The organism is Amycolatopsis rhizosphaerae (assembly GCF_007713715.1).
Taxonomy (GTDB): Bacteria; Actinomycetota; Actinomycetes; order Mycobacteriales; family Pseudonocardiaceae; genus Amycolatopsis_E; species Amycolatopsis_E rhizosphaerae.
The window spans coordinates 23,648-34,894 of the sequence record NZ_VJWX01000016.1; the positions used below are offsets into that span (position 1 = coordinate 23,648).

An 11,247-nucleotide genomic window follows, 5' to 3' on the forward strand; every position below is an offset into this window, starting at 1 on the left:
AGGAAGAGGGGAACCGTGCGTGCGCGGCGGTCAGCCGCGCCATCGCCGTCCTCGTACCTGCCCCGGTTCGCAGCCGATGTGATAGCGAACGCGGCGGCCCTTGATCCGGCGCGCGGGGGCCTGGCAGCCGCAGCGGGTGCGGCCGCGGGCGAAGCGCGCGTCGGGGGTCACGGCAAGCAGGCTAGCAGTCCTTCGCGCTCATCGGCCATCGCCGTTATCATCACAGGTGTCCTACTCGTTGGCCCGGCGGGAACCGTTCGAAGCGGCCGAAGCATGAGCGGCGTGCCGGATCTGCGCAACCCCGCCGCGCGGCGCGCGGTCCACCTCGCCTGGTTCACCATCGGCTACAACCTGGCCGAAGCGGCGGTGGCGATCACCGCGGGCCTCGTCGCCGGTGCCGTTTCGCTCACCGGGTTCGGGCTCGATTCGTGCATCGAGGTCGCCTCGGCCGCGATGGTGCTGACCCGGCTGCGCTCGGAGATCCGCGGCGGCCGGGTGGACGAGCGCAGGGAACGGCGGGCGCTGCGGTTCATCGCGATCACGTTCTTCGTCCTCGCCGCCTACGTGACGGCGCAGGGCATCGTCGACCTGGTCGTGGGCACCCGGCCGGACACCAGCCTCGCCGGCATCGTGCTGACCGGCGCCTCGATCGCGGTCATGCCGCTGCTGGCACGGGCGAAACACCGGGCGGGGCTGGCCATGAACTCCCGGCTCGTGGTGGCCGACGCCGCCGAAACCCGGCTCTGCGCCTGGCTTTCGGTGTCCACCTGCGCGGGGCTGATCGCCTACGCGTTCGCGGGCTGGACCTGGCTCGACCCCATCGCGGGGTTCGTCATCGCCCTGTTCGCGCTCAGGGAAGGCCGCGAAGCCTGGGAAGGCGAACTCGTCTGCGAGGACTAGAGGACCTGTATCAAGTGGTTTGCGTGGCGTGAGTGTTGGCCGTGAAGGGTCCCTTCACGGCAAATACGACCGTGAAGGGACCCTTCACGGCACCTGTCCCCGCCTGAGCACGTTCAGCAGTCGCAGGAAACGCCCGAAGCCGGGGCGGTGAGCGGGTCCGGGGGCAGGATGCGTTCACCCCCGGCGCCGGCCACGGCAAAGCCTTCGCGGACCCAGTACTCGTAACCGCCGATCATTTCCTTCACGGGGTACCCGAGCCGCGCGAAGGCCAGTGCGGCACGGGTCGCACCGTTGCAGCCCGGCCCCCAGCAGTAGGTCACCACCGCCGAACCGGCGGGCACCACCTCGGCGGCCCGCGCCGCGATTTCCCTGGTCGGCAGGTGAACCGCCCCGGGAAGGTGCCCCTGGGCCCAGCCCTGTTCGCTGCGGGAGTCGATCACGACCAGCCCGGGCGTGGCGGCCATGAGGTCGGCGTGGACGTCGGCGACGTCGGTTTCGAAGGACAGGCGGGCGGCGAAGTGGGCCACCGCGGCGGCGGGCGCGGCCGGGGCGACGGCGAGAACGTTCGACATGTTCCTCATCCTCGCCACCGGCCACGCGCGGAGACAGTGGCGTGAACGTCACCGTTCGCTAGGATTCCGCCATGGCTGCCGTCCGCCTCGACACCGGGACCGGGAAGACCGTCTCGGTGCTGCTCTACCCCGGCATGTCCTCGTTCGAACTGGGCATAGTCACCGAGGTTTTCGGCCTGCCCCGCCCCGAACTGGACGTGGACTGGTACCGGCTCACGATCTGCGCGGAACGGCCGGGCACCGTGCCGGTCCTCGGCGGCGCCGCGATCCACACCCGGCACGGTCTCGACACCTTCGCCGCCGCCGACCTCGTCATCGTGCCCGGGGTGAGCGACGTGCACGGCGACTGTTCGCCCGAGCTGGTCGCCGCGTTGCGGCGCGCGCACGACCGGGGGGCGCGCGTGGTGTCGATCTGTTCCGGCGCCTTCGCCCTCGCCGCGGCGGGCCTGCTCGACGGCAGGCGGGCCACCACGCACTGGCAGTACGCCGCCGAACTCGCCCGCCGGTTCCCTCGGGTCGAGGTCGATGCCGACGTGCTCTACGTGGACGGTGACGACGTGCTCACCAGCGCCGGCAGCGCGGCCGGGCTGGACCTGTGCCTGCACCTGGTGCGCCGGGACCACGGGCCCACGATCGCCACCATGGTCGCCCGGCGCCTGGTCGTCCCGCCCCACCGGGAGGGCGGGCAGGCGCAGTTCATCGAAACCCCGGTGCTGACCGACACCGCCGCCGAGGCGGTGACCCGCAGCATGACCTGGGCGCTGGCCCACCTCGCCGAGCCGATCACGGTGGAGACACTGGCGCGGCGGGCCAACATGTCCTCGCGCACCTATCTGCGGCGCTTCACGAGGGTGACCGGGACCAGCCCGATCCGCTGGCTGATCGGCCAGCGCGTGCACGCGAGCCTGCCGATGCTGGAGAAGACGACCCGGTCGATCGACGAGATCGCGGCGAGCGTCGGCTTCGACAGCACCGTGAGCTACCGGCAGCATTTCGCGCGCGCGATGCGCACCCCGCCCTCGGCCTACCGGCGCGCGTTCCGAGCCGTCTGAGAAAGGCGCCGGAAAGCGCTTCCAACTCCCGTCCATCCGGTTTCCATGGCCGGGTTCGGGCCGCTTCCCGGAAACTGGTCACCCGGGTAAGTTGACGTCGACAGGGGCGGGAAATGGGTGCCGGTGACCGGTCTGGGGGTGTGGTGAACGACCCGACAAGGGTGTGGCTGCAGGAGGTCGCGAGCCCGCAACTGTACCGCCGCAACGCCTTCCGTATCACGGGTGTGGCCACCGGCGCGGATCGCCGGGAGGTGCGGCGGCGCCAGCAGAAGGTGACCACCGCGCTGGAACTCGGCGCGGACGTCGACCTCGGCCACCGCCTGCCGGTCACTCCCGACGAGGTCGCCCGTGCCTTCGACCTGATTCTCGGCGATCCCCGGCGACGGCTGATCGACGAGCTGTTCTGGCTGTGGGGAGCCCCGGACGCGTGCGGCTGCCCGGAGGAACTGCACGAGTTGCACGACCGCACCGTGCGGGCCCACGCCGCCGCGCTCGACGCGGAACTCTCCGGTGACGCTTCGGAAGACGACCTCGACGAGAAGTGGGACGAAGCGGGCGACGGCTGGGAAGAACTGCTGGAGCACCCGGGGCTGTGGGAGCACGTCCGGGCCCGTATCCGCGCGTTGGACGACAGGCAACTCGACGAGTCGGTCCTCGACCTGTTGCGCGAGCAGGTGCCGGTCGTCCTGCTCACCCCGTTGGTCCAGCTCGCCGCCCTCGCCGACCGGCCCGAGCGGCTCGTGCTGGAAGCGGAGACGTGGCCCGCGCCCGACGAGGTGATCGGCGATCTGCTCGAGGAGGCGGCCCGGCCCCGGTTCGACACCGCGCGGACCGCACTGGCCCGGGCGCGGGAACACCTGATGGCCGGCGAGTTCGACCAGGCCGTTTCCGTGCTCCGCGAAGAGGTCCTGCCCGACGTGCGGTGGCTGGACAAGCTGCTGCCCACGGCGAACGGGCCCTTGGACAGGCTGCAGGACGAAGTCGCCGTGATCTTCAACAACTGCGCGATGGCGTTGCTGGACCGCGAAGGGCCGCAGGCCGCCGAACGAGCGCGGGACTGGCTGCACGAGGCCCGCCGCCTGGTCACGGACCCGGCCACGATGGGCACGGTCGGCGAGAACTTCGCCGTGCTCGACGCCATGGAGAGCGGGCTGGCCAACCTCACCGCCCAGGTGGATCTGCTGCAGCTCCAGGGCAGGCACTCCACGGCGCGCAAGATGCTGCGCCGCGTGCGCCGGGACCTGCGGGGCGCACCGGGCACGGCCGAGATCGACGCGTTGCTGGAGCGCGTGAACCGGCGGGACCGCTGGCGCTGGACGCGGGTCGCCGCGGTGGTGGTCTTCCTCGCCCTCGGCGCCTTCCTCGGCTGGGTTTCGTCCGACCACGGATCGAGCGGGAGCGACACCGGCAGCGGCTCCGACACCAGCAGTGCCACCACCAGCACGACCGAGGCGGGCCCGTCCTACGCGTACCTGTTCGGCACCACGGTGGCGGACAACGCCCCCGCGGGCAGTTGCGTCGTGGACAAGATCTACCCCTCCGCCGCCACGTCGCCGGTGCGGATCGTGCCGTGCGACCAACCGCACTGGGGCGAGGTGCTCGACTACGTCTCGCTCGGCGCCGTCCCGTCGCCCTACCCCGGCGACGACGCGGTGCAGGCCGGCGCCACCACCAACTGCGCCTTCTCCCAGGCGAAGCAGCGCCTGAGCTTCGACACCTACCGGACCGAAGCCCTCTACCCGGACCACACCGAATGGAACACCGGTCAGAGCCGGTTCCAGAACTACGTGACCTGCGTCGTGCATCTCGCCGACGACCGTTTCCTCCCGGACCGCCGGTTGACCGACCCCGCGCGGGTCCAGGACACGGACATCGTGCTGAACGCGGACCTCTACGGTCCCCAGGTCGCGACCAATCCCCCGGCGGGAACCTGTGTGCAGGACAAGGCGAACTTCCAGGCCGACGTGCACAACGTGCGGATCGTGCCCTGTCAAGCGTCGCACTGGGGCCAGTTGCTCGGCTACCCGATGCTCTTCCCGGAAGGCACCGCCTATCCCGGGGACGACGCGGTCCGTACCGCCGCCGACCAGGTCTGCCGCCTGCAGATGCCCCAGTGGGGCTACAACGGTGACGCGTTCCGCTACTACGCGCTCCCGCCCGGGCCCGAGCGCTGGAACGGCCCCTCCCCCAAGGGCGGCTACTTCACCGGTTGCGTGGCGAGCTGGGCCGACGACCATTCCGTGACCACCGGCTACCTCAACAAATGAAGGAGACTGGTGTGACGCTGCGCGCGGTGGCGCTGCGCATCACCTCGCCCGAGGGTGAGCGCAGCGGGATCGAACTGGACGGCGGGCCAGTCACCATCGGCCGGGCCGCCCCGGACCACGCGCCGGACGTGGCGCTGGGGCCGGATCCGCAGCGCTGGGTCGGACGGCTGCACTGCACCCTGGACTACGCCGAGGGCATGTGGTCGGTCACCGACAACGCCAGTGTCAACGGCACCCTCCTGCGGCACGGCGACCGGACGGAGCGTCTTCAGGGGCGGCGCCGCATCCAGCACGGCGACGTGCTGCTCATCCTCGGCGACATGACCCCCGAGGGCGAGCCGCTGTACTGGGAACTGACCTTCCTCGACCCGCACACGACGCGCCCGGCGCCGTTCGGTGCGCCGGAAGAGGTGCGGCACGCCGGGCCCGGCCTCCGCTACGACTGGGTTTCCGCACAGGCGTACCGCTGCGAGAACGGCACGGAAACGCTCGTCACGGGGCTTCGCCCGCAGGGCCACCAGTTGCTGCGCTACATGGCGGGCCGCAACGGCGGCGGCGCGGCGGTCGCCTGCGAGCACGCCGAACTGATCGCCGCGTTGTGGGGGCCGCCCGAGGAATGGGCCCCGCACCGGTCCTACGACCGCACCGACATCGCCGGGATCGTCCGCGCGGTGCGGCGGTGCGTCGAATCCGATCCCTCGAACCCGAAGATCCTGGAAACCGTCACCGGTATCGGCTATCGCCTCAACCTCTGCCCCGGGGACCGGCGATGACCTCCGCCGCGATCTCCTACGCGAGCGGAAGCCGGGCGGGACGCCTGCACGGGGAGAACCAGGACCGCACCGCAGCCGATCCGGACCACGGCAGCTTCCTGGTGGCCGACGGCATGGGCGGGCTGGCGGACGCCGCGGCCACCGCGCGGCTGATCGCGGAGGTCTTTCCGCGCCGCCTGGCCGAAAGCGTTGCCGCACTGGCGGATCCCGGCTGTGCGGGCATCAAGGGCATCGAGGGCATCACGGACACCGTGGCCGCGGCGGTCACCGAGCTGAACGAGCAGGTGCGGGCGACGGCGCGCCGGGGGCCGGGCACGACCGGCGCGGCGATGGCGTCGCTGCTGGTGCGGGACCGGCTCGCACTGGCCGTGCACCTCGGCGACAGCCGCATCTACCTTTCGCGGGGCGGCAGGCTGCACCGGCTGACCGAGGATCACCGCGAGCACGGGCAACTGACCCGGTTCGTCGGCATGCCCGGTCCGGTCGAACCCGGCGTTTCGGTGCACGAACTGCTCGACGGCGACCGCCTCCTGCTGTGCACCGACGGGCTCACCGGCGTCGTCGACGACGCCGGACTGGCCGCCCTGCTCGCCGGTGCCGGGGAACTTCCCGGGCTGTGCCGTCGCCTGCTCGCCGCCGGTGACGCGGCCCTGGACGACGTCTCGGTCCTCGTCGTGGACATCGGCGGGAGGCAACCGCGATGACCCTGCTCAACAGCGGCGACCGGGTGGGCGAAACCCTCGTCGTCGACCGCCTGCTCGGTGAAGGCGCCTTCGCCGAGGTGCACCGCGTGCGCCACGAATACCTCGGCTGGCAGGCGATGAAGGTGTTCAAGAGGGTCGCCTCACGCGAGGAGACGCGATCCATGCTCGGCGAGGCCCGGCTGCTGTCCACTTTGGGCCATCCCAACATCGTCCGGCTGTTCGAAGCCAGCACGGTGCCCACTCCCGAGGGCCTGCGCGGGTACTTCACCATGGAGTACGTTCCCGGCGGCAGCCTGGAACGCCTCGCCGCCGCGCACCGGCCCTCGGTACCGACCGAACTGGTGGCCGAGGTGATGACGCAGATCGCGAGCGGGCTCGCCGTCGCGCACGCGCAGGATCCGCCCATCGTGCACCGGGACGTCACCCTGGCCAACATCCTCGTCGGGTACGACGCCGGCGGCATGCGGATCCGGGTCAGCGACTTCGGCCTGGCCAGGCGGGCGGACCCGGTCACGCACCTGGCCAGCGCACAGGGCACCTTCGCGTTCATGGCCCCGGAAGTGCTGCGCAACCAGGGCTACTCGTGCGCCGGCGACGTGTGGTCGCTCGGTACCATCGCGTACTTGTTGCTCACCAACCACTTCCCGTACGGCGGGGGCGCGTTCTCCTCGTACTCGCCCGCGCGCTTCGCCAAGCCACTGCTGCCGCCCAGCCGGTACAACGACACAGTCGATCCGGAACTGGACCGCATCGTGGTGGCCACGCTGGCGGTCGACCCGGCCGGCCGGCCCGCGACGGCGGGCGTGCTCAAGGAGGCGCTGGCGGACCGGCAGCGCCGTCTGGCGGAGGAACCGCCGCCGGAAACCACTTCTCCCGCGTCCGCGCCGCCGAGCGTTCGCGCGCAGCGCCTCGCCGACGAGGCGCTCGCGCTCGCCGCGGTCCCCGGTGAACTGGAGCGCGCCGCCGACCTGATGGAGGAAGCCGTCAACCTCTCCCCGCGACTGCGCGAACTTCATCTGGCCCGGCTGCTGCGGTGGCGGCGGGGGGTGGTCATGTGAACCGGCTGAACCGGCTGGGCGCGACGGTGCGGGCGGAACTGCGCCAGCGCCGCCATCACCCGGCGTTCCGGATCGACCCCCCGGTGCTCGGGGCCGGGCAGCGCCTCGCACTGGAACAACTGCTCGCGCGCACCCCGGCCGCACCCGGCCCCGAAGCATCCGAAGTGGACAGTGTGGAGGAAGGGCCGGTGGACGAGAAGGCGCTGGCCGAGGCGGCGACCAACCTGTGGCGCGCGCAGCGGCGGCTCGCCGGTGACGGCGAACGGACCTCCAGCAGGGAACGGCAGGCTGGCCGGTACCTCCGCACGGTCCGCGACGCCCTCGCCGAAGCCGGGCTCGTGGTGCAGGACCACGACGGCGACACCTTCCACCCCGGCCGTTCCCTGGAGGCACTTCTCTTCCAGGAAGAACCCGGCCTGACCACCGAAACCGTGCTGGAAACGGTGCGCCCCTCGGTGTACTTCCACGACCGCCGCATCCAGATGGGCCAGGTGATCGTGGGCAGCCCCGCGCCCGGCCCCGAGCCGACCGAGCAATGAGGAGCGACATGGACGAGTCCGGCACCATCGACGTCGGTATCGACCTGGGGACGACGAACAGCGCCGTGGTCCTGGTCGAGGACGGCACGCCGACGGTCATCAAGAACAACGACGGCTGGGACACCACGCCTTCGGCGGTGTGGCTGCCGAAACCGGGCGTGATCCACGTGGGCCGCCGCGCCCGCGAGCGGGTGGAGAGCGATCCGGCGAACGCCGCGGCCGAGTTCAAGCTGGAAATGGGCCTTGCGGACGCGAAACGCACGTTCGCCAGGGCCGGGGTGGAACTCACGCCGCGGCAGTTGTCGGCGGAGGTGCTCAAATCGCTGCGCAACGACGTACGGCACCACACCGGGACCGCCCCCGAGGTCGCGGTGATCACGGTCCCGGCGGCGTTCACCCTGAACCAGAACAAGGACACCGCCGAGGCGGCCGCGCTGGCCGGGTTCCACCCGGCCTGCCCGCTGGTCCAGGAGCCCACCGCGGCGGCGTTCGCCTACGGCTTCTCCGACGCCACCGAGCGCGCGTACTGGATGGTGTTCGACTTCGGCGGCGGCACCTTCGACGCCGCCGTGGTCAGCAAGCGCGACGGGGACCTGCGCGTGCTCAACCACGCGGGCGATTCCTACCTCGGCGGCAAGCTGATCGACTGGGCCCTGATCGAGCGCGTGCTGGCCCCGGCCGTGGCGCGGGAGCTGGGCATCGCCGAGTTCCGCCGCGACAACCCGGCCCAGCGCGCGAACTTCGCCAAGCTCAAGCACGCCGCGGAGGAGGCGAAGATCCAGCTGTCGCGCCGCGACGAGATCGAGATCATGGTGGACCTGACCGGTCCCGGCGGCGGCACCGAGCCGTTCGAGTACCTGCTGCGCCGCGACGAGCTCGACCGCGTCGCCGAACCGTTCTACGTCCGCGCGATCAACCTGTGCCGCAACGCGCTGGCCGACGCGGCGCTGCGGCCGGAGGACATCGACCGGCTGCTGCTCGTCGGCGGTGTGACGCTCTCCCCCGGCCTGCGCGAGCGGCTCGCCGACCCGGCGGAGGGCCTGGGCATCGAACTGGACACCAGCCTGGATCCCACCACCGTGGTCGCCCGCGGCGCGGCGATCTTCGCCGGCACCGTCCGGCGTCCCGCCCGGAGGACGGCGGCGTCCGCGCCCGGCGAGTTCACCGCCGAGCTGGTCTACGAACCCAGCGTCACCACCACCACGCCGACCGTGGGCGGACGGCTGCACAGTTCGTCCACAGTGGACTGGACCGGCTACTCGGTGGTGCTGAGCAATCCGGGCGGCAGGCCGCCGTTCCGCTCCGCCCGCATCCCGCTGAGCGCCGGCGGCGCCTTCCTCACCGAGGTCGACCTCGATCCCGGCCGCACCTCCCGCTTCACCATCGAACTCACCGACGCCACCGGAACCCGCCGCGAGCTGACGCCGGGCACGCTGTCGATCACCCACCGGGAGGTCGAGTTCGGCGGCGTCCGGCTCGCCCATTCGCTGGGCATCCAGCTCGACGACCGCGCGTTCGCCCCGATGCTGCGCAAGGGCGCCACCCTCCCCGCCAGGGTGCGCGAGGTGTTCCGCACCTCCCGCGCCCTGAACCGGTCCGACGACGAATCCGTCATCCGCATCCCGGTGGTGCAGGGCGAACGCAGCCGCGGCGACCGCAACCGCGAGGTCGGGATGCTGGAGATCCGGCCGAGGGACGTCCGCATCGACCTCCCCGCGGGCAGCGAGGTGGAGGTGACCTTCGAGGTGGACACCTCCAGCCTGGTCACCGTGGTCGCCGACGTCCCGCTCGTCCAGGCCCAGTTCGAGGCGGAGATCGATCTGGACAACGTGCGCACCGCGGAGGTGGGTGTGCTGCGCGAGCGTCTGTCCGAAGTGGAAACCCGGCTGGAGGGCCTGCGCGCCATGGCCCGCGGCGCCGAAGTGGAGGACGCGCGGCGGCGACTGGAGCGGCTCGACGGCGAAAGCGCCGTCACCACCGCCCGCGACCAGGTGGGCGCCGCGAGCGTGGACGCGGGCGCGGCGGCCGCCGCCGAGGAGCGGCTGCGGGATCTGCAGGCCGAACTGGACGACATCGAGGAGGCCGTGGAGCTGCCCGTGCTCACCGACCAGCTCGGCGACGCCGTCAACGACGCGGTCGCGCTGGCCCGCCAGTCGGGCCTGCCCGGCCACCTTGAGGAGGCCGAGGACCTGCGCCGCCGGGCCGACGAGGCGGTGAGCTCGAAGGACAGCGGCAGGGTGCGCGCGGAACTGGAGCGCATCGGCCAGTTCGTGATCGGGCTGGAACGGCGCAGCCCCGACTGGCCGGTGCGGCTCTTCTACACCCTCCAGGAGATGCTGCCCGCCTCCGGCCAGGTCACCGCGCTCGTCGCCGAAGGCAGGACGGCCATCGCCGCGAACAACGTGCCCGCGCTGGAGGCGGTGAACCAGCGGCTGATCCGTCTGCTCCCGCAGGAAGAGCAGCAGAAGGTCATCGGGGTGGTCCGGGGATGAGCGAGCCGCTGCGGGTCGCGCTGGCCGATCAGCTGATCCTGAGCCGGGCGCAGGACGCGGCCCGCGACGGCGATCTCGCCGAGGCGGCGCGGCTGCTGGACGAACTGGAGCCTGCGGTGCCCGTGCTCGACCTGCGGGCCCGCGTGCACGCGCAGGCGGGCGAACTGGTCAAGGCCGACGCGTGCTGGGCGAGGGTCCAACTGCTCGAACCCGGACACGAGGGCGCGGAGGCGGGCCGCGCCGCGGTCGCCCGGATCCGCTCCGGCGGGCGCGCCCGGCCCCTGGTCACCCCGGGACGCACGGCCACGGCCGCGGCCCTGATCGCGGTGGCGGCGGTGACCGGCGGCATCCTGTGGGCCTCGGCCGCGGGAGGCGGCCCGGCAGGGGCTTCGAGTGGGGCTTCGAACGGGGCCGCGGGTGAGGCTTCGGGCGGGGGCGACGCGGCACTGGCCGCTGCCGTCCAACGCGCCGACACGCTCCAGCAGCGGCTCGCCGCGCTGGATGCCGGGCAACGGGCCGCGGCGGACGAACGGTCCCGGCGGCTCGACCGGATCGCCGCGCAGGTCGCCCTGCCCGGTGTGCGCGTGGAGCGGCGCGCGGACGAGGTGCGGGTGGTCTTCGACGAGGGGCTCTTCAGCTCCGGCACCGAACCGGCCCGGCAGGCCCCCGGGCTGCTGGCCGAACTCGGCCGCCGCCTGACCGGCCTGCCGGTCTCGGTGACCGTGGTGGGGCACGCCGTCGCCGTGCCAGGGGGCCCGAGCAGCGGCGGCTCCCCCGTCGCGCTGGCGCGGGCGGAGGTGGCGGCCGAACACCTGGCGCGGGGCAGCGGACTGCCGCTCACCGCATTCCGCCTGGCCACCGCCGACCAGTCGGACGCCCCCCATCCCGAC

At 72.4% G+C, this 11,247-nt stretch carries 11 protein-coding genes; 9 read left to right on the forward strand and 2 right to left on the reverse strand.

Annotated elements, in window-relative coordinates:
* Positions 1 to 30 precede the first annotated feature (30 nt).
* A complete protein-coding gene (gene trpM, locus FNH05_RS37790; RefSeq protein ID WP_186382353.1) occupies positions 31 to 171 on the reverse strand; it encodes a tryptophan biosynthesis modulator TrpM in 141 nt (46 codons plus the stop codon).
* A gap of 102 nt (positions 172 to 273) precedes the next feature.
* Here trpM and FNH05_RS03370 point away from each other — a divergent pair, with 102 nt between their 5' ends.
* On the forward strand, positions 274 to 900 hold the full coding sequence (locus FNH05_RS03370) for a cation efflux transmembrane domain-containing protein (protein WP_144585774.1): 627 nt from the start codon (positions 274 to 276) through the stop codon (positions 898 to 900).
* Between the two features lie 113 nt (positions 901 to 1,013).
* Here FNH05_RS03370 and FNH05_RS03375 read toward each other — a convergent pair whose 3' ends face one another.
* Complete coding sequence (locus FNH05_RS03375) at positions 1,014 to 1,472, reverse strand: rhodanese-like domain-containing protein (RefSeq protein ID WP_246127485.1); 459 nt, start codon at positions 1,470 to 1,472, stop codon at positions 1,014 to 1,016.
* A gap of 71 nt (positions 1,473 to 1,543) precedes the next feature.
* Here FNH05_RS03375 and FNH05_RS03380 point away from each other — a divergent pair, with 71 nt between their 5' ends.
* The 8 genes from FNH05_RS03380 to FNH05_RS03415 form a co-directional block, all read left to right on the forward strand.
* Positions 1,544 to 2,524, forward strand: a complete 981-nt coding sequence (locus FNH05_RS03380) for a helix-turn-helix domain-containing protein (RefSeq protein ID WP_144585776.1) — start codon at positions 1,544 to 1,546, stop codon at positions 2,522 to 2,524.
* A 143-nt stretch (positions 2,525 to 2,667) separates the two neighbouring features.
* Complete coding sequence (locus FNH05_RS03385) at positions 2,668 to 4,791, forward strand: septum formation family protein (protein ID WP_144585777.1); 2,124 nt, start codon at positions 2,668 to 2,670, stop codon at positions 4,789 to 4,791.
* Between the two features lie 11 nt (positions 4,792 to 4,802).
* A complete protein-coding gene (locus FNH05_RS03390; RefSeq protein WP_186382354.1) occupies positions 4,803 to 5,564 on the forward strand; it encodes an FHA domain-containing protein in 762 nt (253 codons plus the stop codon).
* Complete coding sequence (locus FNH05_RS03395) at positions 5,561 to 6,268, forward strand: PP2C family protein-serine/threonine phosphatase (protein ID WP_144585779.1); 708 nt, start codon at positions 5,561 to 5,563, stop codon at positions 6,266 to 6,268. Before FNH05_RS03390 ends, FNH05_RS03395 begins: the two co-directional genes overlap by 4 nt.
* A complete protein-coding gene (locus FNH05_RS03400) occupies positions 6,265 to 7,326 on the forward strand; it encodes a serine/threonine-protein kinase (protein WP_144585780.1) in 1,062 nt (353 codons plus the stop codon). The genes FNH05_RS03395 and FNH05_RS03400 overlap by 4 nt, the downstream gene beginning before the upstream one ends.
* On the forward strand, positions 7,323 to 7,865 hold the full coding sequence (locus FNH05_RS03405) for a hypothetical protein (RefSeq protein ID WP_144585781.1): 543 nt from the start codon (positions 7,323 to 7,325) through the stop codon (positions 7,863 to 7,865). The genes FNH05_RS03400 and FNH05_RS03405 overlap by 4 nt, the downstream gene beginning before the upstream one ends.
* Positions 7,866 to 7,873: 8 nt before the next feature.
* Positions 7,874 to 10,357, forward strand: a complete 2,484-nt coding sequence (locus FNH05_RS03410; RefSeq protein WP_144585782.1) for an Hsp70 family protein — start codon at positions 7,874 to 7,876, stop codon at positions 10,355 to 10,357.
* Positions 10,354 to 11,247: hypothetical protein (locus FNH05_RS03415; RefSeq protein WP_144585783.1), on the forward strand; the 894-nt coding region annotated here is incomplete at its 3' end. The genes FNH05_RS03410 and FNH05_RS03415, both read left to right, overlap by 4 nt.